Source organism: Pseudomonas sp. AC070 (genome assembly GCF_979258635.1).
The window spans coordinates 5,002,106-5,026,454 of sequence record NZ_OZ409871.1 but is presented as its reverse complement, the minus strand read 5'-3'; the positions used below and the strand labels follow the sequence as shown (position 1 = coordinate 5,026,454).

Here is a 24,349-nt window from a genome sequence, read left to right as displayed (position 1 = left end):
ACCTGCGCCATGTATCTGAGCCGCGACCTGCTTTCCCACCTCATCGCCTTCGACACCGTCAGCCGCGAGTCGAATCTGGCGTTGATTGAGTTCGTCCGCGACTACCTCGCCGGCCTGGGCATCGACAGCGAGCTGATTTACAGCGACGACCGCCGCAAGGCCAATTTGTATGCGCGTCTCGGCCCAGCCGGCGCGGGCGGGGTGATGTTGTCGGGCCACAGCGACGTGGTGCCGGTGGACGGCCAGGCTTGGACGCTGCCGCCGTTCGCCCTCACTGAGCGCGACGGCAAGCTTTATGGTCGAGGCACGGCCGACATGAAGGGCTACATCGCCTGCGTGCTCGCCGCCTTGCCGGCCTTTTTGGCCAGCCCGTTGCGCGTGCCGTTGCACCTGGCGATTTCCTATGACGAAGAGGTCGGCTGCCTCGGTGTGCGCAGCCTGATTGAGGCGCTGGAAGGGCGGCCGGAGCGGCCGAGTCTATGCATCATCGGCGAACCGACTTCTATGCGCCCGGTGCTCGGCCACAAAGGCAAGCTGGGCATGCGCTGCGAAGTCCACGGCGCCGCCTGCCATTCGGCTTACGCGCCGCAAGGCGTAAACGCCATTGAATACGCCGCCAAGTTGATTAACCGCCTCGGCGAAATCGGCCAGCGCCTGGCCGCGAAAGAGCGCCACGACGCGCGCTTCGATCCGCCGTACTCCACCGTACAAACCGGCACCATCTGCGGCGGTAGCGCCTTGAATATCGTGCCCGAACACTGCCGCTTCGACTTTGAAGTGCGCACCTTGCCGGCCGACAACGCCGAGACCATCGCCAGCGAATTGCAGGCGTACGCCGCCGAGCTGGTGCCGCAGATGAACGCCGTGCAACCCGGCACCGGCATCCGCTTCACACCCATCAGCGCCTACCCCGGTTTAGCCACCGCCGCCGACAGCGAAGCCGCGCAATTGCTGGCATTGATCAGCGATTCAGACGATTTCGGCACCGTGGCCTTTGGCACTGAAGGCGGCCTGTTCGACCAAGCCGGCATCGCCACCGTGGTCTGCGGGCCGGGCAGCATGGACCAAGGGCACAAGCCGGACGAATTCGTCAGCGTTGAGCAGCTAAGCCAGTGCGACGCGATGCTGCGGCGCTTGGCGAAATGGATGCAGGCATAGAGCTTTCTGTAGGAGAGGCTTCAGCCTCGATAGGCTTGACCAAACACCATCAAGCCATCGCGCCTACGGTTTCACCGCATCGGGCCCGCCGCTCAACTCCTGCTGACAGTAATCGGCAAACAACTGGGCCGACTTGGTCAGCTGCGAGCGCTTCAACCAGGCCGCCACCAGTCCGGAGCCGGTGACGTTCTCGGCAATATTCACCGCCACCACTTTCTGCCCGTCATAGGTGCATTCCGAATGCGGGCGGGTGACCAGCACCGAGAAGCCGAACCCTTGCCCGACCATGCCGCGCACCATCTCGATGGAAGGCGAACTGAAAGCGATGTGAGGCGTCAGGCCGAGCTCTTCGAACAGGCTGACGAAGTAGGTTCGGCTCGGCAGCACGTCGAGCAAAATCATCGGCTCAAGCGCCAGGTCGCGAAGCGATACTTGCGCCTGCTGGGCGAAACGGTGGTCGGCCGGCAATAGCGCGTAGGGGCGCTGCGGCGGCATCAATTCCTGGGTTTCGATGGTGCCGTCGAGGTCGTGGTCGTAAAGAATCGCCAGGTCGAAACTGCCGGACGTCAGGCCCTGCACTAGCTCCAGTTGTTCGCCGTCCCGAATGCGAATTTCCACACCCGGATAAAGCGCATTGAAGCCTGCGATCAGACGCGGCAAGTACAGCGGCGCCACGGTTTCAAAGCAGCCGATGTCGATCTGCCCGGCAATGATGTCGTTGTCGGCCAGGGCGTTCTGCTCGAACTCCTTGGCCATGCGCAGCAGCTCCTGCGCCTTGCGATAAAAGCGCGCGCCGCTGGGGGTTAGCGACACGCCCTGGGCGTGGTGACGAATGAACAGCTGCACGCCGAAGCTTTCTTCCAAGCCCTTGATCGCCGTGGAAATCGACGGCTGGGCGATGTACAGCTTGCGCGAGGCCTCGGCAACGCTGCCGCATTCCACGGTGGTGACGAAGTATTTAAGTTGGCGCAGGGTATAGGCAGCCACGACAGACCTCAGGTAAGACATTTCCGTGCACACCTTACCGCGTTGGTGCAGCCGTAACGGTCTGGCATGACCACCTTTTTGCGCGGCAATGGGCATATTTTTTCTGGGCCGGCGGCTTGCAGTAGAGGCACAAGCAACGGCTAGAGTGTTGCTAGCAAAACCCATACACAGAAAGAACACAGGAGGATGCTGCATGCGTCTGGCGCTCTGGCAAACCGAAGGACACCCCGGCGACGTCGCCGCCAACCTCGCCGACCTGGCCATCCAGGCCCGCGCGGCGGCAGCGGCTGGCGCGCACTTGCTGCTGTGTTCCGAGCTGTGGCTGGGCGGCTACAACCTGCGGGCGCAGCCGGCTGAAGCGGCGGACGGGCCCTCGGCGCAACGCATCGCCGAAGTGGCGCGCGAGCACAACATTGGCATCTGCTACGGCTATGCCGAAACCCACGACAGCGGCGGCAAGCCTTACAACTCGGCGCAACTGATCGACGCCCAGGGCACGCGTCTGTGCAACTACCGCAAAACCCACCTGTTCGGCGCCTTCGAGCGCACCTTGTTCACCCCCGGCGAGCGCTTGCAGGCGCCGTTCGAATTCGCCGGTTGGTCCATTGGTTTACTGATTTGCTTCGACGTCGAGTTTCCCGAGAACGTACGCAAGCTGACACTGGAGGGCGCCGAGCTGCTGCTGATTCCCACGGCCCTGACCCCGGAATACCGCGCCGTGCCCGACCTCATCGTGCCGGCGCGCGCCGTCGAGAATCAGCTGTTCGTTGCCTACTGCAACCACAGCGGTGTGGAAGCCGGCTTGGCCTTTCTCGGCGGCTCCTGCGTGGCCGCGCCGGATGGCAGCAAGCTGGGCAGCGCGGCGAACGGCGAGGCGCTGCTGGTGGTCGACCTCGACCACGGCCAGCGCGCCGCGCAGGAAAGCACCTTCCCCTACCTCGCCGGCCGGCGCCCGGAGATCTACACCAATTCGTAACCCTGTGGGAGCGGCTGGGCGGCACTCCGATTAGCCGCGATGCTCTTGATCAAAAGCATCGCGGCTGAAGCCGCTCCCACACTTAAACACCGATGCACTTTTATCTGGCACCTCGCCCCACCTCGGTGCGCTCCAAAGCAGCTTTTTCATATACCCCGAACACATATTTAATAATTTTCCTATGCAGCCCGTTCCGCCACCATCGCTCTCACTAATCGGCACGAGGGCGTTGGGGTGTTTGAGCTTAATGACTGGCAACAACGGGCGGCGGCTCAGCGCTTTCCTACCCTGGCGCTGATCGATGGCCAGGCGGTTGCGGCGCAATCCGGGGCGACCTTTGCGGCGATCAATCCGGCCACCGGCGCGGTGCTGGCTGAGGTGGCTGCGTGCGGTGATGCCGAGGTCGATGCAGCCGTTCGAGCGGCGCGTCAGGCGTTTGAGTCGGGTGTTTGGGCACGTCGCTCGCCAGCCGAACGCAAGGCGGTGCTGCTGCGCCTGGCCGAGTTGATTCTGGAGCACCGCGAAGAGCTGGCGCTGCTTGATTCGCTGAACATGGGCAAGCCAGTAATGGATGCCTACAACATCGACGTGCCAGGCGCCGCCGGGGTGTTTCGCTGGTACGCCGAAAGCCTCGACAAGCTGTACGACCAAATCGCCCCCAGCGCCCACAACGTACTCGCCACTATTACCCGCGAAGCGCTCGGTGTAGTCGCGGCCGTGGTGCCGTGGAATTTCCCACTGGATATGGCCGCTTGGAAACTCGCCCCGGCACTGGCGGCCGGTAACTCGGTGTTGCTGAAACCAGCCGAGCAGTCGCCGTTCTCGGCCTTGCGCCTGGGCGAACTGGCGCTTGAGGCGGGCATTCCGGCTGGCGTGCTTAACGTGGTGCCGGGCCTCGGCGAGCAGGCCGGCAAAGCCATGGGCTTGCACGCCGATATCGACTGCCTGGCCTTCACCGGCTCCACGGAAGTGGGCAAATATTTTATGCAGTACTCGGCCCAGTCGAACCTCAAGCAGGTGTGGCTGGAGTGCGGCGGCAAGAGCGCGAACCTGATCTTCGACGACTGCACCGACCTCGACCTGGCTGCCGAAAAAGCCGCGTTCGGCATCTTCTTCAACCAGGGCGAAGTGTGCTCGGCCAACTCCCGCGTGCTGGTGCAGCGTTCCATTCACGACGAGTTCGTCGAGCGCCTGTGCGCCAAAGCGCAAGCCTGGCAACCGGGCGACCCGCTAAACCCGGCCAGTACCGCCGGCGCCATTGTTGAAACGCGACAAACCGAGCGGGTGATGAGCTACATCCGCAGCGCCCATGAGCAGGGCGCGCGCCTGGTGTGCGGCGGGGAGCAAGTGAACATCAACGGCAGCCACAACTTTGTGCAGCCGACCATCTTTGCCGGCGTGACAGCAGACATGCGTTTGGCCCGCGAAGAAGTGTTCGGCCCGGTGCTGGCGGTGATTCCGTTCGACAGCGAAGAACAAGCCCTGCGCCTGGCCAACGACAGCATTTACGGCCTGGCCGCCTCGCTATGGACCGACGACCTCAACCGCGCCCACCGCGTGGCCCGGCAATTGCGCGCCGGCACCGTGTCGGTGAATACCGTCGATGCCCTGGACGTCACCGTGCCGTTCGGCGGCGGTAAGCAATCCGGCTTTGGCCGCGACCTGTCGCTTCATTCCTTCGACAAATACACCCAGCTGAAGACCACCTGGTTTCAACTGAAATAAGAAAAAGATCCGGAGCCCTTTTATGACTGCCCCACTGCCCAAACGCGAAACCAGCGACTACCAAGCCTCTGACGCCGCTCACCACATCCACGCCTTTCTTGACCAAAAAGCGCTGAACGCCGAAGGGCCGCGGGTGATTGTGCGAGGCGAGCGTTTGCACCTGTGGGACAACGACGGCAACCGTTACCTCGACGGCATGTCAGGCCTGTGGTGCACCAACCTCGGTTACGGCCGCAAGGATCTCGCCGCTGCGGCCAGCCAACAGCTGGAGCAGCTGCCGTACTACAACATGTTTTTCCACACCACCCACCCGGCGGTGGTGGAGCTGTCGGAGCTGCTGTTCAGCCTGTTGCCCAGCCACTACAGCCACGCGATTTACACCAACTCCGGCTCTGAAGCCAACGAGGTGCTGATCCGTACCGTGCGCCGCTACTGGCAGATTCTCGGCAAGCCGCAGAAGAAAATCATGATCGGCCGCTGGAACGGTTACCACGGCTCGACCCTGGCCGCGACGGCGCTCGGTGGCATGAAGTTCATGCACGAAATGGGCGGGCTGATTCCCGATGTCGAGCACATTGACGAGCCCTACTGGTACGCCCACGAAGGCGACCTGACGCCGGCTGAGTTCGGCCTGCGCGCGGCACGTCAGCTGGAAGAAAAGATTCTCGAACTGGGCGCCGATAACGTCGCCGGGTTTATCGCCGAACCGTTTCAGGGCGCCGGCGGCATGATCTTCCCGCCGGAAAGCTACTGGCCGGAAATTCAGCGCATCTGCAACAAATACGACGTGCTGCTGTGCGCCGACGAAGTGATTGGCGGCTTTGGCCGCACCGGCGAATGGTTCGCTCACGAATACTTTGGTTTTCAGCCGGACACGCTGTCCATCGCCAAGGGCCTGACCTCCGGCTACATCCCCATGGGCGGCCTGGTGCTGAGCAAACGCATGGCCGAAGTGTTGGTCGAGCAGGGCGGCGTATTTGCCCACGGCCTGACGTACTCCGGCCACCCGGTGGCAGCCGCCGTGGCGATTGCCAACCTTAAAGCGCTGCGTGACGAAGGCGTGGTCAACCAGGTGAAAACAGACACCGGCCCATACCTGCAAAGCTGCCTGCGCGAAGTGTTCGGCAATCACCCGCTGGTGGGCGACATCCAGGGCGCCGGCTTGGTGGCCGCGCTGCAATTTGCCGAAGACAAAGCCACCCGCAAACGCTTTGCCAACGAAAACGACATCGCCTGGCGCTGCCGCAGCATTGGCTTTGAAGAGGGCCTGATTATTCGCTCGACCCTGGGCCGCATGATCATGGCGCCGGCGCTGGTCGCGACCCGTAGCGAGCTGGATGAACTGGTGAGCAAGACCAAGCGGGCGGTGGATCGGACGGCGCAGGAGATAGGGGTTCTTTAACCCAGCGTCACATCCTGTAGGAGGGGGGGGCGGCCATCCGATTTAGCCGCGATGCTCTTAAAAGATCAAAAGCATCGCGGCTAAATCGGATGGCCGCCCCCCGCTCCCACAGGATCCAGTCAGCCGCTAAAAAATCGAACAACGCAACACCGCAGAACAAGAACCCAGCCCAACAGAGGCGCGGGTCACGGAATCACTTGGCCGCTGGCCATTACTGCCCCGCAATTCAATCAATAACTAAGCCTTCAGGCTGTGGGAGTGTTCCATGCGTAAGTCCTTGCTCAAGCGTGTCTCGCTGTCCCTCGTTCTCGCCGCTGCCGCCACCGGCGCGCAGGCTGGCAAGTTGTCTATCGGCCACACCACCTGGGTGGGTTACGGCACGTTGTACCTGGCCCGCGACCTGGGTTACTTCAAAGACGCCGGCCTCGATCTGGAGCTGACCACCATCGAAGAAGCCTCGATGTACATGGCCGCTCAAGCCTCCGGCAAGCTGTCCGGTTCGGCGTCGACCATCGACGAAATTCTCAAATACCGCTCCAAAGACTTTTGCTTCAAAACCGTGGCGGCGCTGGATGAAAGCCATGGCGGCGACGGCGTGGTGGTGACCAAAGACATCACTAGCATCAAAGGCCTGAAGGGCAAATCGATTGCCGTAAACGAGGGCTCGGTGTCGCAGTTCTGGCTGTCGTATTTGCTGAAAAAAGAAGGCATGAGCATGGCCGACGTCGAGGTGCAGAACATGACCGCCGACGACGCCGCCAGCGCCTTTATCGCTGGTCGCATTCCAGCGGCGGTGACCTGGGAGCCGAACCTGACCATGGTCAAGCAGAAGGGCGCCGGCAACGTGCTGGTCGACAGCAGCGCCACGCCGGGCGTGATTGTCGATGTGGTGGCGCTGTCGTGCGACGTGATCGAAAAGCAGCCTGAAGACGTGAAGGCCCTGGTCGCCGGTTTGTACAAAGCCGTGCAGTACACCAAAGACCATCCCAAAGAGGCCTACGCCATCATGGCCAAAGGCGTCGGCGGTTACCTGTCCAAGCCTGAAGACCTGGCCGAAGCCGCCAAGGGCGTGAAGTTCTACGACCAGGCAATGAGCGAAAAACTTCTCGGCACTAAAGGCAAGCCCGGCGACATCGCTGAAATCATCAAGCTGGCCAACGAAACCTGGAGCGAGCTGCAAGGCAAGCCGTTCACCGTCAGCTATGACGACCTGGTGGACACCTCGTTCGTGACCCCGTAACGCCTTCTCGCCGCGTGTTTCGGCACGCGGCGTGCTTTCTCTGCCTTGTTTCCTTCTGCCCTGCTGATGTGGAGGTGGCGTGATGGCCACTGTTCGATCCTGGATTAACCGCTGCCTGACCCCCAAGGTCGGCCTGCCGGTCAAACTTGTCTTCGCTGCCAGCACCCTGTGCTGGTTGGCGGTGTTGGGCCTGTGGGTGGGCCTGTCTTATGGCGGCGTGGTGCCGACCATGTTTCTGCCCACGCCGGGCGCCGTGTTCGATGCGGCGGTGCGCCTGAGCAACGACGGCACGCTGGCCAAACATGTTGGCGCGAGCCTTGAAGTGGTGCTGATCGGCTTTGCCTTGTCATCGCTGGTGGCGGTGCCGTTGGGCCTGCTGATGGGCAGCTTTCGCATCGTGCAGGCGCTGCTAGAGCCGCTGGTGAACTTCATCCGTTACCTGCCCGTCACCTCGTTCGTGCCGCTGTTTATTTTGTGGATCGGCATCGGTCTGGAACAGCGGGTGGCCGTGATCATCTTCGGCACCTTCTTCCAGCAATTGGTGATGATTGCCGACGTCTCCAAAGGCGTTTCCAAAGACCTCGTCAACGCCAGCTACACCCTCGGCGCCACCCGCCGCGACGTGGTGTTTCACGTGCTCGGCCCGGCCTCGTTGCCCGGCGTGCTCGACACCTTGCGCGTGACCATGGGCTGGGCCTGGACCTACCTCGTCGTCGCCGAACTGGTGGCGGCATCCAGCGGCCTTGGCTACATCAGCCTCAAAGCCATGCGCGGCTTCCAGGTGGACGTGATTTTCCTCGCCATCGCCATCATCGGCCTGCTGGGCCTGATCACCGACCAACTCTTCCGTCTGCTCCGCCTGAGGATTGCCGCATGGGCACAATAGCCTCCACCAAGCCCTACATCATGCCGCCGCTGAGCGAGTACGCCGCCGTCGAAAGCCGCCTGAAAGTGGAGGGCGTGAGCCTGCGTTATCAGTCGCCGAGCGGCGACACCTTCACCGCGCTGGATAACGTGTCGTTTGAAGTGCCGGACCAGCAGTTCGCCGTGATCGTCGGGCCTTCGGGCTGCGGTAAATCCAGCCTGCTGTACCTCACCGCAGGCCTCGCTGAACCCAGCGACGGCGCCATTTATGTGGGCGGCAAAAAGGTGCAGGGGCCGGGTGCCGATCGCGGCATGGTGTTCCAGAGCTACACTTTGTTTCCCTGGCTGACGGTGCGCCAAAACATCGAATTCGGCCTCAAACGCCGTGGCCTGCCGGGCGATGAAATCAACACCATCGTCGAGTTCTACCTGGGCGAAGTGGGCCTGAGCAAATTCGCCCAGCATTACCCCAAGCAACTGTCGGGCGGCATGATGCAGCGTGTCGCCATCGCCCGCGCCCTGGCCAACGACCCACAGATTCTGCTGATGGACGAACCCTTCGGCGCCCTCGACAGCCAGACCCGCCTGCAAATGCAGCAACTGCTGTTGCAGGTGTGGGGCAACGCCAAGAAGACCGTGGTGTTCGTCACCCACGACATTGACGAAGCGATTCTGCTGGCCGACCGCATTTACGTCATGGGCGCGCGCCCGGGGCGCATCAAGGAAGTGCTCGACGTGCCCATCGACCGCCCGCGCTCGATGGACGTGGTCATGGAGCCCGAGTTCATCCGCATGAAACGGCGGATTCTTGAGCTGCTGCATGATGATTTGGCTGAAGTGCACTGATACCTAAAAGCATCGCGGCTAAAGCCGCTCCCACAGGGGAGCACGAAACTGTGGGAGCGGCCGGGCGGCGATCCGCTTTAGCCGCGATGCTCTTCACCGTTTGAACCGAGGCCATACATGTCTGAGCAATACGACTACATCATCGTCGGCGCTGGCTCGGCTGGCTGCGTATTGGCCAACCGCCTGAGCGCCGACCCCGCCGTGCGCGTGTGCCTGCTTGAGGCCGGCGGCAGCGATGCCAGCCCGCGCGTGCAAACGCCGGCCGGCACCATCACGTTGTACAAGAGCAAAATCTTCAGCTGGAATTTTTTCTCCACGCCGCAGAAAGCGCTCAACAACCGCCGTCTCCATACGCCACGGGGCAAGGCGCTGGGCGGTTCCAGTTCGATGAACAGCATGATCTACATTCGCGGCGATGCCTCGGACTACGACCGCTGGGCCGAGCTGGGCTGCACAGGTTGGAGCTGGGCCGATGTGTTGCCGCTGTTCAAGAAATCCGAACGCAACCTGTTGGGCCAGAACCCGGCGCTGCACGGCACGCTCGGCGAGCTGTTGGTGGACCGCGCCCGTGACCCGAATCCGCTGTCGACACTGTTTGTAAAAGCGGCCGAGCGGGTCGGCATCAAGCGCAACGACGACTTCAACGGCGGCACGCTGGAAGGCGCCGGCATCTACAACCTGACGCAGAAAAACGCCAAGCGGCTGTCCGCTTACCGCGCCTTCGTCGCGCCCATTCGCGGCCGGCCGAACCTCACCGTGCTGACCGGCTGCACCGTGCAGTCGTTGGACATGGACGGCACCCGCGCGCGCGGCCTGCATGTGCTCAAAGACGGCCAACCGCTGACTCTTGTATGCAGCCGCGAGGTGATTCTGTGTGCCGGCGCGCTAGGCTCGCCGCAGATTTTGCTCAACTCCGGCATCGGCCCACGGGCCGAACTGGAAGCAGCGGGCGTGCCGGTGGTGTGCGACGTGCCGGGCGTGGGCAAGAACTTGCAAGACCACCTCGACGGTTTGATTACCGTGCGCTCGGCCAGCCCACTGACCCTGGGTTTTTCCTGGGGTTCGCTGGCGGCAATCGTGCTGTCACCGTTCAAGTATCTGCTGCAGAAAAAAGGTTGGCTCACCACCAACTACGTGGAAGCGGGCGGCTTTGCCCGCACGCCGCTGGCTGATGCGTTGCCAGACGTGCAGTTCCACTTCGTGCCGGGCTACCGCAGCCATCGTGGGCGCTTGTTTGAATGGGGGCATGGTTATGCCGTGCACACGTGCGTGCTGCGGCCCAAGTCCATCGGCGAACTGCGCCTGAGCCCGCAACGGGAGCTGGAGATTGACTACAACTTTCTCGCCGACATGGACGACGCCAAGGTATTGATCGAAGGCCTCAAGCTGGCGCGCAAGGTGCTCGCCGACAGCAGCTTCGACGCCCTGCGCGGCAAGGAAATGCTGCCAGGGGCCGAGGTGCAGAGTGATGAGCAGTTGCTGGCGTATATCCGCGACTACGCCGCCACGGTTTTCCACCCCGTAGGCACCTGCAAAATGGGCGCGGATGCCATGAGCGTGGTGACGCCGGAGCTGAAGGTGGTTGGCGTGCAAGGTTTGCGCGTGGCGGATGCCTCGATCATGCCGACGCTGATCAGCGGCAACACCAATGCGCCGTGCATCATGATTGGCGAGAAGGCGGCGGGGATGATTGTGGCGGGGGAGGTTATCGGATCAGCCCAGCAAACCACCGTCATTCCCGCGAAAGCGGGAATCCAGAGTGCTGCGGCGAACACCTAAACCTGAACGATACTGGATCCCCGCCTTCGCGAGGATGACGGAGGTTTTCAGTAAGACGGTGCTATACCCCTGTTACGGGAGGGTGCCGTTGCGCCGAGGTTTGCAGGGTTCGTCAGCAAGCTGGCTCCTACGTTAGCGTTAAAGCGTTAAAGCGTTAAAGCGTTGAGCCGTGCGGCTTAATCCAGCTTCACAACCTTCGCCAAGATCACCTTCGGCCCTTTCATCTTTTTGATGATGATGCGCAGCCCTTCCACGTCGAGCACTTCTTCCTCTTCCGGCATGCGGTTGAGGGTTTCGTAGATCAGGCCGGCCAGGGTTTCCGCTTCGATGTGGTCGAGGTCCACGCCCAGCAGGCGTTCGACTTTGAACAGCGGCGTATCGCCCCGCACCAGCAGCTTGCCCGGCTGGTAGGCGAGGATGCCGCGTTCGGCTTTGCGGTGTTCGTCCTGAATGTCCCCCACCAGCGCTTCAAGCACGTCTTCCATGGTCAGGTAGCCGATCACTTTGCCGTCGGCTTCTTCCACCAGGGCGAAGTGCGAGCCGCCTTTGCGGAATTCTTCCAGCAGGCTGGACAGCGGCATGTGCCGGGTGACGCGCTCGACCGGCATCATCAGGTCACTGATTTTCAGCGCCGAGGGCAGCATTTCCAGCAACGACAGGTGCAGCAGCAAATCCTTGATATGCAGCACGCCGACGAATTCTTCGGTCTCTTCGTTGTACACCGGGTAACGGCTGTACTTGTGCCGGCGGAATACGGCGAACACTTCGTGCAGCGCGGCGTTGAGGTTCAGGTACACCAAATCTTCACGGGAGTTGGCCCAGTCCACCACTTCCAGCTCGCCCATTTCCACGGCCGAGGCCAGCACGCGCATGTCCTGGTCGCTCGGGTCGCTGGCGCGGCTGGAGTGCAGGATCAGTTTCAATTCGTCGCGGCTGTAATGGTGTTCATGGTGCGGCCCCGGTTCACCCTGGCCGGCGATACGCAGAATGGCGTTGGCGCTGGCGTTGAGGATGAAAATGGCCGGGTACATGGCCCAGTAAAACAGGTACAGCGGCGCGGCCGTCCACAACGACAGCAGCTCCGGTTGGCGAATGGCCCAGGACTTGGGCGCCAGTTCGCCAACCACAATGTGCAGGTACGAAATGATGAAGAACGCGGTGAAAAACGCGATGCCATGCACCAGCTGCGGCGAGTCCACACCCAGGGTGTGCAGCAGCGGCGTCAGCAGCTCGGCGAACGCCGGCTCACCGACCCAACCCAGGCCCAGCGATGCCAGGGTGATACCCAGTTGGCACGCGGACAGGTAGGCGTCGAGCTGGTTATGCACGGTACGCAGAATATGGCCGCGCCAGCCGTTTTTGGCGGCGATGGCGTCCACGCGGGTGGCGCGCAGTTTGACGATGGCAAATTCGGCCGCAACGAAGAAACCGTTGAGCAGAACCAGCAGAAGGGCGAAGAGAATAAGGCCGAAGTCAGCGAAATACGTGGCGGCGTCGTAACTAGGAGAAGGGTCCATAGGGTGGTTCAGGGTGTCCGGATTCGAAGTAGTGAGTGGCGTTAAACGCGTCGGTCTGGGCGGTGCAGCCGGCACCGCCAGATCAGCAGACTAGCCGCTAGCGAAGCGCTTGCCCAGCGTGGCAATAACGCCGATTACCGTCTGACCACCTGAGCCGGGGCAAAGTGGCAAGTAAATGTGCTGCCTTTGCCGGGCACGCTGCTGATGTCCAGACGGGCGCGGTGGCGCAGCAAAACGTGCTTGACGATGGCCAGCCCCAGCCCGGTGCCGCCGGTGTTGGAGGCGCGGCTGGAGTCGACGCGGTAGAAGCGCTCGGTCAGGCGCGGCAGGTGCTTGGCGTCGATGCCGATGCCGCTGTCCTGCACGGTGAGGTGCGCGCCTTGGTCATCGGCCCACCAGCGCACGCGAATTTCGCCGTTGTCCGGCGTGTATTTCACGGCGTTGAACACCAGGTTGGAGAACGCGCTGCGCAGTTCCGCTTCGCTGCCTTTTAGGCGGATGTTGTGGTCCGCTTCGAGGCTGATGCGGTGACGGTCGTTGGACAACGCCTGGGCGTCGCCCTTGATCGACAGCAGCAGCAAATCGACGGCGACGGGCTGGTTGTCTGACGGGTAATCGGTGGCTTCGAGCTTGGCCAGTAGCAGCAAGTCATTGAGCAGGTTTTGCATGCGCCCGCCCTGTTGCTGCATTTGCTGCAAGGCGCGCAGCCAGCGAGGGTTCACGTCTTCGACGTTGTCGAGCAGGGTTTCCAGGTAGCCGGCGATGACCGTCAACGGCGTGCGCAATTCGTGGGACACGTTGGCGATGAAGTCTTTGCGCATCTGCTCCAGCTGATGCATGCGCGTGATGTCGCGCACCAGCATCAGGTGCTCGCCGTTGCCGTATTGGGTGATGTGAAACTGCAAATGCATGCGGTCGTTGACCGGCGACATCAGCTCCAGCGGCTCCGGATGGGCGCTTTGCTCGAAGTAGTCTTTGAAGCGCGGATGGCGCACCAGGTTGGTCACCGGCTGGCCGCTGTCTTGTGGGGTTTTCAGGCCCAGCAGGTTTTCGGCGGCGCGGTTCCACCATTCCAGGTTGCCGTCGTTGTCGAGCATGACCACGGCGTCATTCAGGGCCGCAGTGGATTCCTGCACCCGGTCGATCACCGCTTGCAGGCGGCCACGTACGCGCTGGTCGCGGCGTTGCAGGTGGTAAATGCTGTCGAACACCTCGCCCCACAAGCCATAGCCATCAGGCGGCGGCTGGTCGGTTTGGTGGTGTTTCAGCCAGTTGTGCAGGCGCAGCAACTGCGAAAGGGTCCAGCCCAGGTACGCGCCGAGGCCGACCACCAGGCTCCAGGCATATTCACCACTGATCAGGCCCACCAGCAGGCAGCCGGCGATCAGCAGTAACAAGCGGCGGATAACTACGCCACGCCAGTCTTGATTCACGGAGATTGGACGTCCTAGCTTTTGGTGGAAAAGCGATACCCGGTGCCGCGCACGGTTTGCACAAGGTTCTCGTACACCTCGCCCAGGGCTTTACGCAGGCGGCGAATATGAACGTCGACGGTACGTTCTTCAACGTACACGTTGCCACCCCAGACCTGATCCAGCAGTTGGCCGCGGGTGTAGGCGCGTTCCTGGTGGGTCATGAAAAATTGCAGCAGGCGGTATTCGGTGGGGCCCATGTCGGCCGGTTTGCCGTCGATGGTGACGCGGTGGCTGATAGGGTCGAGCAACAGGCCGCCGACTTCGATCGGCGTGTCGCTGTCGCCGGTGCCAGCGCGGCGCAAAACGGCTTTCAGGCGGGCAACCAGTTCGCGGGGGGAGAAAGGCTTGGTGATGTAATCATCGGCGCCCACTTCCAGACCCTGGATCTTGTTGTCCTCTTCGCCCTTGGCGGTGAGCATGATGATCGGGATGTTGCCGGTCAGCTCATCGCGCTTGAGGCGGCGGGCCAGCTCGATGCCGGAGGTGCCAGGGAGCATCCAGTCGAGCAGGATCAGGTCGGGTTTGCGATCGACGATGATGGCGTGGGCTTGCTGAGTGTTCTCTGCTTCGAGGCACTCGTAGCCGGCCATTTCCAGGGCCACGGCGATCATTTCGCGGATCGGCGCTTCGTCATCAACGATCAGGATGTTCTTACCAACCATGGAGCCAACCTCGGGTCGTTTAATCTGTCTTGCGCCGCATTAGATAACGGAATTATTGCAGCTGTGTGACAGAACGTTGCCAGCGCTAGCGCATGGCGAAGTCGACAGCGATACCAATGAGGATCGCCAACCCGGCCCAATGGTTGTGCAGAAACGCCGCCAGGCACAGGTGCGGTTCCCGGTTGCGCGTGCTCCAAAACTCCCAGGCGAAACACCCAGCGGCCACCGCCAGGCCAAGCAGAAACCAGATGCCCAGGGTGAAACGCGCGCCCGCCAATGCCAGGCAGAGCAGGGCGATGCTTTGCAAAATCAGGATGATCACGCGGTCGGCATCGCCAAACAGGATGGCGGTGGATTTAACCCCGATCTTCACATCGTCTTCGCGGTCGGCCATGGCGTAGTAGGTGTCGTAGCCGACAGTCCAGACAATATTGGCGATAAACAGCAGCCACGCCGCGCTCGGCAGTTCGCCGGTTTCAGCGGTAAACGCCATCGGCATGCCCCAGGAAAACGCCGCGCCCAGCACCACCTGCGGGTAGAAGGTGAAGCGCTTCATAAACGGGTACGTGGCGGCGATTGCCATCGCGCCGAACGACATCAGGATGGTGGTGAGGTTGGTGAACAACACCAGCACAAAACTCATGGCCACCAGTACTGCGAACAGAACCAGGGCCTCTTTGGGCGTGACCTTGCCGGTGGCCAGCGGGCGGCCTTTGGTGCGTGCCACGTGGCCGTCGAAGTTGCGGTCGGCGTAGTCGTTGATCACGCAGCCGGCCGAGCGCATCAGAATCACGCCGAGCACGAAAATCAACAGGTTGCCCAACGACGGCACGCCCTTGGCGGCAATCCACAACGCCCACAGCGTCGGCCACAGCAGCAGATAAATGCCGATGGGGCGCTCCAGGCGCATCAACTGGATAAAGTCGAAGGCGCGCGGGTGAAGGCGATTGAACGACTGCAACAGGCGGGTGTACATCGAGCGCAACTCCTTGTCAGTGTTTAGAGGGCCACGTCAGCAGCGGTCCATAACGAGGGCAAAAACACCTCGGCCACCAGCACGCCCAAACCATCGCGGCTAAAGCACGAGCGCCGCGCCCAGAGTTGCTCGGCGCAGACCTCGGCGGGCAGCCAGTGCTGCGGATAGCGGCACACCTGCATCGGGCCACGACTGAACGCCTGGTCGCTGAACAGCAGCTCGCCGAGTGAGCGGCTGCCGAGTTCGTCCATATGCAGGTCCGAGTCGATCAACTGGCTGCGCGGCGCCACGCTGCGGGCAAACACCCAAGGCTCACCATGGCCGCGCAAAAACACTTCGCGCACCCAGCCGACGCTGCCTTCGCGCACATTCAACGCGGCGCACTCGTCGCTGCGCAGGGTTTGCCAGCTTTCGTTCAGGGGCGTGACGCTAAAGGCGTCGTTAGACAAAGCAATAAGGCGGCGGGTCAGCGAGCCGTCGTCGAACAGCCAGTCGAGCACCGCCGGGGCGGGCGCGGGGTGCAGTTGATCGGCAGTTAGCCAGGCGGCGGTATCGGCAAAAGAGGCGTGCGGCACGGCAAATACATCGGCGGCAAACGGGGCGGCGAGCTTAGCATGTTTGGCCTTTTTGCCCGTGGCGCGCTAACGTCCAGCGCTGACCCCGGCCTTCAGGAAGCGACCCATGATTACCGTCCACCATCTGAACAACTCGCGCTCGCAGCGCATTCTCTGGCTGCTCGAAGAAATGGGCGTCGAGTACGAAATCAAACGCTACGAGCGCGACCCGAAAACCATGCTGGCGCCGCCAGAATTGCGCGCCGTGCACCCGCTGGGTAAATCGCCGGTAATAACGGACGGCGATCTGACCCTGGCAGAGTCCGGCGCCATCATCGAATACCTGGCCGGCCGCTACGGCCAGCAATTGCTACCCGCCGACGGTACACCGGAACGCATTCGCTGCAGCTACTGGCTGCACTACGCCGAAGGCTCGGCCATGCCGCCGCTGCTGCTCAAACTGGTGTTCGACGGCATCGAAAAGGCGCCGATGCCGTTCTTCGTCAAACCGATTGCACGCGGCATTGCCGGCAAGGTGAAAAGCACCTTTATCAACCCGCGGCTGCGCGAGAACCTCGACTACCTCGAAGGCGAGCTGAGCAAGAGCGAATGGTTCGCCGGTGACACGTTCAGCGCCGCCGATATTCAAATGAGCTTCCCGCTGGAAGCGGCCGCATCGCGCGCCGGGCTGGACGCCAGTCGGCCGAAGCTCACAGCCTTTCTTCAGCGAATTCATGCCCGCCCAGCCTATAAGCGGGCCCTGGAGCGCGGCGGCGAATACGCCTACGCGTAAGAGCGTGCTGCGTTTTCACCCTGCTCAGAATCGTGCCGGGCGCACCCGAGCTTAAGCATGGAATCGCCCGATGGCGCTTGATTACCAGCGCTTCGATCAGTAAAAAGCGGGGAGCCTGGCGGCGTTTCCAATCATCGACCGCTGTGCACAAAAGCCTGAAGAGCAGCCTGAAGAATTGAGGTAGTAGCAACATGAAGAAGTGGCAATGTGTGGTGTGCGGTCTGATTTACGACGAAAGCCTGGGCTGGCCGGATGAAGGCATCGCTGCCGGCACCCTGTGGCAAGACGTTCCGGAAGACTGGCTCTGCCCGGACTGCGGCGTCGGCAAGCTGGATTTCGAGATGATCGAAATCGCTTGATTCACGCGTGATTGGTTTATCAACGGCGACCTTCGGGTCGCCGTTGTTGTTTCAGGGCCCAGCGTTTTACGCGATGCGTCGCCACCCTGCCCAACACGCCAAACCATGGGCTGGCTGACGCCTGCGGTTATTGGCCTTGCAGGGCAATTGCGGTAGGGTCGCTGGCACATTTGGCCCCAGGGGTGAACCGTGATGCGCAAATGGCAATGTGTGGTGTGTGGCTTTATTTACGACGAAGCCCAAGGCTGGCCCGACGACGGCATAGCGCCCGGCACGCGATGGGAAGATGTGCCAGAGGACTGGCTCTGCCCGGACTGCGGCGTCGGCAAGATGGATTTCGAGATGGTCGAAATCAACTGATCAATTTCCCCAAATTTGTTTAGCGCGGCCTCAGCGGCCGCGCGTTTCAGGAGTGAGTCATGTCTGCACCCGTGGTGATCATCGGCACCGGCCTGGCCGGCTATAACGTGGCCAAGGAGTTTCGCAAGCTCGACACCGAGACACCGCTGCTGCTGATAACTGCCGACGACGGCCGCTCCTATTCCAAGCCGATGCTGTCGACCGGCTTCGGTAAAAACAAAGACGCCGACGGCCTGAGCATGGCGGAACCTGGCGCTATGGCCGATCAGCTCAAGGCTGAAATCCGCACGCACACGCGCATTACCGGTATCGACGCGGGGCACAAACGTTTGTGGATCGGCGAGGAGTCGGTCGAGTACCGCGATCTGGTGTTGGCCTGGGGCGCGGAGACGATTCGCGTGCCGGTTGAAGGCGACGCCGCCGATGCGATTTTCCCGATTAACGATCTTGAGGATTACGCCCGTTTTCGCGCCGCTGCCGCCGGCAAAAAGCGCGTGCTGGTGCTGGGCGCGGGGCTGATTGGCTGCGAGTTCGCTAACGACCTGACCGCTGGCGGTTACAGCGTCGAGCTGGTGGCCCCGTGCGAGCAGGTGATGCCAGGTTTGCTCCATCCCGCCGCCGCCGGCGCCGTTCAAGCGGGGCTGGAAGGCTTGGGCGCACGTTTCCATTTGGGCCTGGTGCTGGCCAGCTTGCAGCGCACGGCGGATGGCCTCGACGCGCATTTATCTGACGGCACGCGGGTAGCCTGTGATGTCGTGGTATCGGCAGTGGGCTTGCGGCCGCGTACCGATCTGGCGTCCGCTGCGGGCCTGACCATCAACCGTGGCGTGGTGGTGGATCGGCAGTTGCGCACCTCACACGCGAACATCTTCGCGCTGGGCGATTGCGCTGAAGTGGACGGCCTCAATTTGCTCTACGTCATGCCGCTTATGACCTGCGCGCGGGCGCTGGCGCAGACCCTGGCCGGCAACCCGACCGCTGTCACTTACGGTGCCATGCCGGTGCAGGTGAAAACCCCGGCTTGCCCAGTGGTGGTTTCGCCGCCGCCGCGTGGCACCAGTGGGGAATGGCAGGTGGAAGGCAGCGGTGCTGACATCAAGGCGCTGTGTCGCGATGCCGATGGCCGCTTGCTGGGCTACGCCCTCACCGGAACGGCCGTGCAGGACAAGTTGGCGCTCAATAAGGAGCTTCCTGCGCTTTTGGCGTGAATGGCGCCCGTTCTGTCGGATTAGTCACGAAGTTGCGTGTGAAAGTTGTCGGACACGACTGGCGCGGGTCTCATGAGCATGCCATCCTCCCCCGGTCTGCCGCAGCGCAGAGCTGTTGCGGCGCCTCCAAGCGCTGCTGGATGGCAGCACGGACACAAAAACAAAAAACCGTCTAAGGGGCTTTTTTATGCGTAAACCGGAACTCGCCGCGGCCATCGCGGAACAGGCTGATCTGACTAAAGATCAAGCCAATCGTGTACTCAATGCTGTGCTTGAAGAAATCACCGCCGCCCTGAACCGCAAGGACAGCGTGACCCTGGTGGGCTTCGGCACCTTCGTGCAGCGTCATCGCGGCGCCCGCACCGGCAAAAACCCGCAAACCGGTGAGCCGGTGAAAATCAAAGCCAGCAACACTGTTGCCTTCAAGCCGGGCAAATCTTTGAAAGATGCAGTGAACTGAGTTCGTACGCCCGGGGCTCAATCACTCCGGGCGCACTTCCTGCTTTTAGCGTCACATTCGCTACAAATCCCCGCCGCAACCCATCAGAAAGCTGGCTGTAGTCCCAGCGACAAACCGCTACAATGCGCCGCCGTTTCACTATTTATCGAGGCCAGCGCGCATGAAATTCCGTTTTCTCCTCTGGATGCTGGGCCGCATGATGGCCAAAGCCAGCAAGACCAATCCTGCGTTTCAGCAGCAGCTCGAAGGCCGCGATCTGGTGTTTCAGCTGCACACGCTCGATGGCAAAGTCGCCCGTCATTTCATTGTTAAAGACCAACGCCTGACCAGCAAACGTGGCCCCGCTGCGCAGCCGGATTTCGCCCTGGGCTTTAAAGACGCCGATTACGGGTTCGCCACCATGAATGCCAAGAACAAGCAGCTGGCGTTTGTGCAGGGTATCCAGAACAAAGACATCCAGATTCAGGGCAACCCGGCGCTGGTCATCTGGTTCCAAGGGCTGACCAAATACATCATGCCCAAGAAGAAAAAAGCCGCAGACAAAAAAGCCGCCTGATTCTCGCTATCGCCGCATCCAACTGGTTGGAATGCGGCACGTTAGCTAGGCTGGGGTGAATTTCTCGCGGAAGCCATCCTATGCGCAGTCCTGTTGTTTTATCCCTGATGTTGCTGGCGACGGTTGCTCAGGCCGAACCGAGCAAGCCTGCGGCGTTTGAGCGGGTGTTCGACCTCGCCGGCATCCGCTTGCTCTGTGAGCAAACTGCTCCCCTGGTGACGCGGGGTTTGCCGGAAGAGAAGCAACCGCCAGTGGCTGAAGCATTCGATGCTGACTCGTTCTGCTACGACTTGGCCTCGCGCTTGGCGCCGACCTTTACCGCCGAGCAGATAGAGCAGGCGACCAAACTGCTTGAAAGCCCGTTGGCTCAGCGGTTCACCGTGGCTGAGCGTGCGGTGGGCGAGGGTGACGGCGGCGCTGCATTGGCCGCCTATCGCGAGCAAGTACGCAGCAAGCCGCCACGCGCCACGCGTGTTGACTTGGTCCGCCGCCTGGACGCTGCCGCACACACGACCGACATGTCGACCCTGCTGCGCTACGAAGTCGGTAAGACCCAGGCCTTGCTTACGCTCCGGGCGAAAAAACACAACCTGACCGAGGCCGAACTGGCCAAGCGAACTGAACAGCAACTGATCCCCTTGCGCATGTCCAGCGCCGAGGCCGTGGAAACCTTTATGTTGTACGCGTACCGGCAAATGCCCAGCGGCGAGTTGGCCGATTACGCCGCGTTGTATGAGCAACAGCCGGTGAGCCAATTGCTGGCTGCGGCGGTGAAGGAATTGCCCGGGGTGTTCGCTGCGCGGCGAGCGGTATTGAAATAAGCGTCGCAAAAAAGAAAGGGGCCCAATCGGGCCCCTTTTTTCTCGGTGCGGTTTTTATGCCGGGAATTGCGCAGCCAGCTCACGCAGCGCGGTTTCAGCTTCCAGCACTTTGTTGATCGCTTCGTTGGCCTTCTCGCGGCTCAGGCCGAGGCGGTCGAACAACACTTGTGGAATTTCAGCCTGCGGGCCGGTGCCGATGCCACGGTTACGCAGCAGGCTCACCGCCAGGCAAACCAGGTTCGGGTAAGCGGAGTGGGCGCCTTCGTAGTCGGGGTCGTGCTGGAAGCGCAGCGCGGTGGCCAGCTCGTCCGGCATGTCCCAGAAGCGCATCAGCCACGAACCGATCTGCTCGCGGGTAATACCCAGCAGGTGTTGCTCGATGTAGCTGTGATCCAGGTGCGGGTTCACTTCGAGGTGACGGCAGATCAACGAAAAGTGCGGCGGGAACACGTGTGCCAGCACCAGATAGCCGAAGTTGTGCAGCAGACCGGCCAGGTAGGTCAGACCCGCTTCCGGGCGCTGCGCACGCGGCATGGCGCGTGTCAGGCCTTCGATCACGGCGGCGGTGTAGATCGCTTGGTGCCAGTACGGCGTGGCGTGTTGCGGCTGATCTTTAGGCAGGGCCAGGGTTTTGCCCAAGGCCAGGCCCAACGCCAAGTTGATCACCAGGTCGAAGCCCAGCACGCGCACGATGGCGTCTTCTACCGAGCGGATTTTCCCCGGCGCGGCGTAGTAAGGCGAGGCGGCCCAGCTCACCACTTGCGCGGCCAGGGCAGGGTCGGTTTCAACCACGCCGGTGATGTCGTCAACGGTGGCGTCGGGGTCGACGCGCAGTTTGATGATTTTCTGCGCGGTTTCCGGCAGCGGCGGAATTTCGATAGTTTCTTCCAGGCGTTGCTGAATGCGGCGAGCGGTGAATGCCTGCACCGCCTGGTTGATTTCCGCGCGGTCGTCGTCCGGGCGGTCGAGGTTGGGGCGGATGCCGCTCAGTGGTTCGCCGAAACGGGCGGCGCTGGCTTTGCTGAGCAGGGTTTTGAAGGCGTCGCGCGGAATTTCCAACAGCACACCGGCCTGGCCGGATTCGATCACCAGCGTCGGCGCCAGTAACAGTTGTTCGTCATACAGGCAGGGCGAGCTGGTCAGTGGTGGCAACGCGGGCAGCACGGTCAGGTTGTGCTTGGCGAGCATGCGTTCCTGACGATCCGGTTTGACTGCCGCGAGTTTGCGGCCGGTCAATTCGGCGAGGCGATTAAGGTCGAGCAATTGTGTGTGGGGGTAGAGCACCAGCAGGGCGCCGATGGCATCGTCGAGCAGCACCGCTTGCACGCGCTGGGCCAGGGCCAGCTTGGGTTGCTCGTAGCAGACTTGATACGGAACGCTGAGCTTGTCGAGTAACTGCAGAATCACCATCGGCGGCTGGGGCGAGGTATCGGTGGCGAGGGCTACTTCCGTCATGAGCGTGCGATCCGGTGCGATGGTTTGCCCGAGTATAACCAGCGGGGATTCTGACTGACCGGTCACCCGACGGGCGTTTGTGCGCTATTTCACACTTGTCCGTATTGCTGACCGTGGCGCAGCCAGCGTTCCAGCAATGGACTGACATGTTGGGGCCAGCGCTCGAGCAGCGCTTGGGCCGCGTCGCGCACCGCGGGCAACAGGTCGGCGTCGCGCATCAGGTCAGCGACTTTGAATTGCAGCAGGCCGGTTTGCCGGGTGCCGAGCATCTCGCCGGGGCCGCGCAGTTCGAGGTCTTTTTCGGCGATGACAAAGCCATCGCTGGTCTCGCGCATGATGCCCAGGCGCTCGCGGCCCAGTTGCGACAGCGGCGGGTGATACAACAACACGCAATGACTGGCGGCGCTGCCCCGGCCCACACGGCCGCGCAATTGGTGCAGTTGCGCCAGGCCCAGGCGCTCGGGGTTTTCGATAATCATCAGGCTGGAGTTGGGCACGTCGACGCCCACTTCAATCACCGTGGTGGCGACCAACAGCTGCAACGCGCCTTCTTTGAACTGCTGCATCACGGCGGCTTTTTCAGCAGGCTTCATGCGCCCATGAATCAGGCCGACGTTCAGCCCGCCGAGGGCCGCCGACAAATCTTCATACGTCGTTTCGGCCGCCTGGCAGGTGAGTTCTTCCGACTCTTCGATCAACGTGCACACCCAGTACGCCTGGCGCCCTTCGTGGCAGGCCGAGCGCACGCGCTCGATCACTTCGAAGCGGCGGCTGTCGGCCACCAGCACGGTGTTCACCGGCGTACGGCCCGGCGGCAGCTCGTCGAGAACCGAGGTGTCGAGATCCGCATAAGCGCTCATCGCCAATGTTCGAGGGATTGGCGTGGCGGTCATGATCAGCTGATGCGGGCACATGCGCCCCTCGACACCTTTTTTGCGCAGGGCCAACCGTTGCTGCACGCCGAAGCGGTGTTGCTCGTCGATGATCACCAGCGCCAGGCGTTTGAACTGCACTTCATCCTGGAACAGCGCGTGGGTGCCGACCACCATGGGCGCACCACCGGCGATTTTTTCCAGGGCGCCAGCGCGGGCCTTGCCTTTGAGCTTGCCGGCCAACCACGCCACGTCCAAACCCAGCGGTTCCAGCCAGCGGGTGAAGTTAATGAAATGCTGCTCGGCGAGAATCTCGGTGGGCGCCATCAGCGCGACCTGATAGCCCGCCTCCAACGCTTGCAAGGCGGCAAGAGCGGCGACCACGGTTTTGCCGGCGCCGACATCGCCCTGCACCAGGCGCAGCATCGGCTCGCGCTGGCTGAGGTCGTAGGCGATTTCCGCGCCCACGCGCTGTTGTGCGCCGGTGGGTGCGAAGCCGAGGTTTTTGAGGAATTTGGCCGGCAGCTTCTTCGCCTTCGGCAACTGCGGCGCCTCTTGTGCACGCAGGCTTTCGCGCAGGCGCTGTAACGACAGTTGATGGGTCAGCAGTTCTTCGAAGGCCAGCCGGTGTTGGGCCCAGTGCCGGCCTTCGGCGAGCTCTTCAAGGTCGGCGTCGGGAGGCGGGCGGTGCAGGTAGCGAATGGCTTCGTCGAGTGGGCTGAGCTGGTAGTCGCGGGCCAGTTCGTCCGGCAGCCAGTCGGGCAGGCTGTGCGGCCCCAGGCGCGCCAACGCTTGTTCGCTGAGTTGGCGCAAACGCTGCTGGGTCAGGCCTTCGGTGGTGGGGTAAATCGGCGTCAGGGTTTGTTCGACGCCACTGTCGCTGTCGGCGGTCAGCGCGCGGTATTCGGGGTGGTAAATCTCCAGGCCCGAGGCGCCCGGTCGAGCTTCGCCGTAGCAGCGCAACTGCGTGCCGCGTTTCAGGCCGTCTTTCTGCGCCTGGCTGAAGTGGTAGAAGCGCAGGCTCAAGGTGCCGCTGCCATCTTGCAGGCGAACCAGCAAGCTGCGGCGCTTGCCCATCAGCACATCGGCGCCGGCCACCACGCCTTCGACCACGGCATCCTGCCCGGGCCGCAAGGCGCCGATGGGCACCACGCGGGTGCGGTCCTGGTAGCGCAGCGGCAAGTGGAACAGCACGTCTTGCAGGTTTTCCAGGCCAACGCGGGCGAGCTTTTCTTCCAGCGCCGCGCCCACGCCTTTCAGCGCGGTTACCGGCACCGCCGCCAATTCAGTCATGGGCGCGCAGC

The 24,349-nt window shown here is 62.3% G+C and carries 23 protein-coding genes; 15 read left to right on the top strand and 8 right to left on the bottom strand.

All coding sequences use genetic code 11. The features are described 5' to 3' along the window. The first annotated feature begins 9 nt into the window (after positions 1–9). Positions 10–1,158 (top strand): acetylornithine deacetylase, encoded by a 1,149-nt coding sequence (argE, locus tag ACZZ0Q_RS22665; RefSeq protein WP_463540701.1) that lies wholly within the window; start codon positions 10–12, stop codon positions 1,156–1,158. Positions 1,159–1,221: 63 nt separating this feature from the next. Here the strand turns inward: argE and ACZZ0Q_RS22660 are convergent, their stop codons facing one another. Further along, a complete protein-coding gene (locus tag ACZZ0Q_RS22660; RefSeq protein ID WP_463384406.1) occupies positions 1,222–2,145 on the bottom strand; it encodes a LysR family transcriptional regulator in 924 nt (307 codons plus the stop codon). A 193-nt stretch (positions 2,146–2,338) separates the two neighbouring features. On the opposite strand from ACZZ0Q_RS22660, the gene ACZZ0Q_RS22655 reads away from it, so the two are divergent. The 7 genes from ACZZ0Q_RS22655 to ACZZ0Q_RS22625 all read left to right on the top strand — a co-directional run bounded on the left by ACZZ0Q_RS22655 (position 2,339) and on the right by ACZZ0Q_RS22625 (position 10,977). After that, positions 2,339–3,121: a carbon-nitrogen hydrolase family protein gene (locus ACZZ0Q_RS22655; protein ID WP_463540702.1), complete on the top strand. Its 783-nt coding sequence runs from the start codon at positions 2,339–2,341 to the stop codon at positions 3,119–3,121. A gap of 234 nt (positions 3,122–3,355) precedes the next feature. Then, a complete protein-coding gene (locus ACZZ0Q_RS22650; protein ID WP_463540703.1) occupies positions 3,356–4,846 on the top strand; it encodes an aldehyde dehydrogenase in 1,491 nt (496 codons plus the stop codon). A 22-nt stretch (positions 4,847–4,868) separates the two neighbouring features. Next, a complete protein-coding gene (locus ACZZ0Q_RS22645; protein WP_463540704.1) occupies positions 4,869–6,248 on the top strand; it encodes an aspartate aminotransferase family protein in 1,380 nt (459 codons plus the stop codon). 265 nt (positions 6,249–6,513) lie between these two features. Then, complete coding sequence (locus tag ACZZ0Q_RS22640) at positions 6,514–7,488, top strand: ABC transporter substrate-binding protein (protein WP_463540705.1); 975 nt, start codon at positions 6,514–6,516, stop codon at positions 7,486–7,488. A gap of 82 nt (positions 7,489–7,570) precedes the next feature. Continuing rightward, entirely contained in the window at positions 7,571–8,374 is an 804-nt protein-coding gene (locus ACZZ0Q_RS22635; protein ID WP_122492379.1) for an ABC transporter permease, read from the top strand. Positions 8,375–8,394: 20 nt separating this feature from the next. Beyond that, the gene (locus ACZZ0Q_RS22630) at positions 8,395–9,198 is read left to right on the top strand and encodes an ABC transporter ATP-binding protein (RefSeq protein ID WP_463542270.1); all 804 of its coding nucleotides are present in this window, start codon (positions 8,395–8,397) and stop codon (positions 9,196–9,198) included. Between the two features lie 117 nt (positions 9,199–9,315). Beyond that, positions 9,316–10,977 (top strand): GMC family oxidoreductase, encoded by a 1,662-nt coding sequence (locus ACZZ0Q_RS22625; protein ID WP_463560946.1) that lies wholly within the window; start codon positions 9,316–9,318, stop codon positions 10,975–10,977. Positions 10,978–11,153: 176 nt separating this feature from the next. Here ACZZ0Q_RS22625 and ACZZ0Q_RS22620 read toward each other — a convergent pair whose 3' ends face one another. The 5 genes from ACZZ0Q_RS22620 to ACZZ0Q_RS22600 all read right to left on the bottom strand — a co-directional run bounded on the left by ACZZ0Q_RS22620 (position 11,154) and on the right by ACZZ0Q_RS22600 (position 16,182). Next, on the bottom strand, positions 11,154–12,494 hold the full coding sequence (locus tag ACZZ0Q_RS22620; protein ID WP_463540706.1) for a hemolysin family protein: 1,341 nt from the start codon (positions 12,492–12,494) through the stop codon (positions 11,154–11,156). Between the two features lie 134 nt (positions 12,495–12,628). Next, on the bottom strand, positions 12,629–13,927 hold the full coding sequence (gene phoR, locus ACZZ0Q_RS22615) for a phosphate regulon sensor histidine kinase PhoR (protein WP_463540707.1): 1,299 nt from the start codon (positions 13,925–13,927) through the stop codon (positions 12,629–12,631). Between the two features lie 14 nt (positions 13,928–13,941). Then, positions 13,942–14,631, bottom strand: a complete 690-nt coding sequence (gene phoB, locus ACZZ0Q_RS22610) for a phosphate regulon transcriptional regulator PhoB (RefSeq protein WP_108095202.1) — start codon at positions 14,629–14,631, stop codon at positions 13,942–13,944. Positions 14,632–14,716: 85 nt separating this feature from the next. Beyond that, the gene (ubiA, locus tag ACZZ0Q_RS22605) at positions 14,717–15,607 is read right to left on the bottom strand and encodes a 4-hydroxybenzoate octaprenyltransferase (protein ID WP_463540708.1); all 891 of its coding nucleotides are present in this window, start codon (positions 15,605–15,607) and stop codon (positions 14,717–14,719) included. Between the two features lie 23 nt (positions 15,608–15,630). Then, positions 15,631–16,182 carry a chorismate--pyruvate lyase family protein gene (locus tag ACZZ0Q_RS22600; protein ID WP_463540709.1) on the bottom strand — a complete coding sequence of 184 codons (552 nt, stop codon included), beginning with the start codon at positions 16,180–16,182 and terminating at the stop codon, positions 15,631–15,633. A 106-nt stretch (positions 16,183–16,288) separates the two neighbouring features. Here ACZZ0Q_RS22600 and ACZZ0Q_RS22595 point away from each other — a divergent pair, with 106 nt between their 5' ends. The 7 genes from ACZZ0Q_RS22595 to ACZZ0Q_RS22565 all read left to right on the top strand — a co-directional run bounded on the left by ACZZ0Q_RS22595 (position 16,289) and on the right by ACZZ0Q_RS22565 (position 20,718). Next, on the top strand, positions 16,289–16,954 hold the full coding sequence (locus ACZZ0Q_RS22595) for a glutathione S-transferase family protein (protein WP_463540710.1): 666 nt from the start codon (positions 16,289–16,291) through the stop codon (positions 16,952–16,954). A gap of 191 nt (positions 16,955–17,145) precedes the next feature. Further along, positions 17,146–17,313 carry a rubredoxin gene (locus tag ACZZ0Q_RS22590; RefSeq protein WP_108095207.1) on the top strand — a complete coding sequence of 56 codons (168 nt, stop codon included), beginning with the start codon at positions 17,146–17,148 and terminating at the stop codon, positions 17,311–17,313. Positions 17,314–17,505: 192 nt separating this feature from the next. Then, positions 17,506–17,673 carry a rubredoxin gene (locus tag ACZZ0Q_RS22585; RefSeq protein WP_122492387.1) on the top strand — a complete coding sequence of 56 codons (168 nt, stop codon included), beginning with the start codon at positions 17,506–17,508 and terminating at the stop codon, positions 17,671–17,673. Between the two features lie 59 nt (positions 17,674–17,732). Further along, on the top strand, positions 17,733–18,881 hold the full coding sequence (locus ACZZ0Q_RS22580) for an NAD(P)/FAD-dependent oxidoreductase (protein ID WP_463540711.1): 1,149 nt from the start codon (positions 17,733–17,735) through the stop codon (positions 18,879–18,881). 187 nt (positions 18,882–19,068) lie between these two features. Beyond that, positions 19,069–19,341, top strand: a complete 273-nt coding sequence (locus ACZZ0Q_RS22575) for an HU family DNA-binding protein (protein ID WP_463384778.1) — start codon at positions 19,069–19,071, stop codon at positions 19,339–19,341. Positions 19,342–19,501: 160 nt separating this feature from the next. Next, positions 19,502–19,897, top strand: coding sequence for a helicase (locus tag ACZZ0Q_RS22570; protein ID WP_463540712.1), 396 nt, complete (start codon positions 19,502–19,504; stop codon positions 19,895–19,897). 80 nt (positions 19,898–19,977) lie between these two features. Continuing rightward, a complete protein-coding gene (locus ACZZ0Q_RS22565) occupies positions 19,978–20,718 on the top strand; it encodes a hypothetical protein (protein WP_463560944.1) in 741 nt (246 codons plus the stop codon). A 54-nt stretch (positions 20,719–20,772) separates the two neighbouring features. On the opposite strand, the gene ACZZ0Q_RS22560 is transcribed toward ACZZ0Q_RS22565, so the two are convergent. Further along, on the bottom strand, positions 20,773–22,173 hold the full coding sequence (locus ACZZ0Q_RS22560; protein ID WP_463540715.1) for an HDOD domain-containing protein: 1,401 nt from the start codon (positions 22,171–22,173) through the stop codon (positions 20,773–20,775). A gap of 89 nt (positions 22,174–22,262) precedes the next feature. After that, the gene (gene recG, locus ACZZ0Q_RS22555) at positions 22,263–24,338 is read right to left on the bottom strand and encodes an ATP-dependent DNA helicase RecG (RefSeq protein WP_463540716.1); all 2,076 of its coding nucleotides are present in this window, start codon (positions 24,336–24,338) and stop codon (positions 22,263–22,265) included. Positions 24,339–24,349: the final 11 nt, after the last annotated feature.

Coding starts and splice junctions, on each gene's coding strand:
- ACZZ0Q_RS22645 (WP_463540704.1), top strand. CDS start 4,869: ATGACTGCCCCACTGCCCAAACGCGAAACCAGCGACTACCAAGCCTCT.
- ACZZ0Q_RS22640 (WP_463540705.1), top strand. CDS start 6,514: ATGCGTAAGTCCTTGCTCAAGCGTGTCTCGCTGTCCCTCGTTCTCGCC.
- ACZZ0Q_RS22590 (WP_108095207.1), top strand. CDS start 17,146: ATGAAGAAGTGGCAATGTGTGGTGTGCGGTCTGATTTACGACGAAAGC.
- ACZZ0Q_RS22635 (WP_122492379.1), top strand. CDS start 7,571: ATGGCCACTGTTCGATCCTGGATTAACCGCTGCCTGACCCCCAAGGTC.
- ACZZ0Q_RS22595 (WP_463540710.1), top strand. CDS start 16,289: ATGATTACCGTCCACCATCTGAACAACTCGCGCTCGCAGCGCATTCTC.
- ACZZ0Q_RS22560 (WP_463540715.1), bottom strand. CDS start 22,173: ATGACGGAAGTAGCCCTCGCCACCGATACCTCGCCCCAGCCGCCGATG.
- ubiA (WP_463540708.1), bottom strand. CDS start 15,607: ATGTACACCCGCCTGTTGCAGTCGTTCAATCGCCTTCACCCGCGCGCC.
- ACZZ0Q_RS22620 (WP_463540706.1), bottom strand. CDS start 12,494: ATGGACCCTTCTCCTAGTTACGACGCCGCCACGTATTTCGCTGACTTC.
- ACZZ0Q_RS22630 (WP_463542270.1), top strand. CDS start 8,395: ATGCCGCCGCTGAGCGAGTACGCCGCCGTCGAAAGCCGCCTGAAAGTG.
- ACZZ0Q_RS22580 (WP_463540711.1), top strand. CDS start 17,733: ATGTCTGCACCCGTGGTGATCATCGGCACCGGCCTGGCCGGCTATAAC.
- ACZZ0Q_RS22655 (WP_463540702.1), top strand. CDS start 2,339: ATGCGTCTGGCGCTCTGGCAAACCGAAGGACACCCCGGCGACGTCGCC.
- ACZZ0Q_RS22570 (WP_463540712.1), top strand. CDS start 19,502: ATGAAATTCCGTTTTCTCCTCTGGATGCTGGGCCGCATGATGGCCAAA.
- ACZZ0Q_RS22625 (WP_463560946.1), top strand. CDS start 9,316: ATGTCTGAGCAATACGACTACATCATCGTCGGCGCTGGCTCGGCTGGC.
- ACZZ0Q_RS22585 (WP_122492387.1), top strand. CDS start 17,506: ATGCGCAAATGGCAATGTGTGGTGTGTGGCTTTATTTACGACGAAGCC.
- recG (WP_463540716.1), bottom strand. CDS start 24,338: ATGACTGAATTGGCGGCGGTGCCGGTAACCGCGCTGAAAGGCGTGGGC.
- ACZZ0Q_RS22565 (WP_463560944.1), top strand. CDS start 19,978: ATGCGCAGTCCTGTTGTTTTATCCCTGATGTTGCTGGCGACGGTTGCT.
- ACZZ0Q_RS22575 (WP_463384778.1), top strand. CDS start 19,069: ATGCGTAAACCGGAACTCGCCGCGGCCATCGCGGAACAGGCTGATCTG.
- argE (WP_463540701.1), top strand. CDS start 10: ATGTATCTGAGCCGCGACCTGCTTTCCCACCTCATCGCCTTCGACACC.
- phoB (WP_108095202.1), bottom strand. CDS start 14,631: ATGGTTGGTAAGAACATCCTGATCGTTGATGACGAAGCGCCGATCCGC.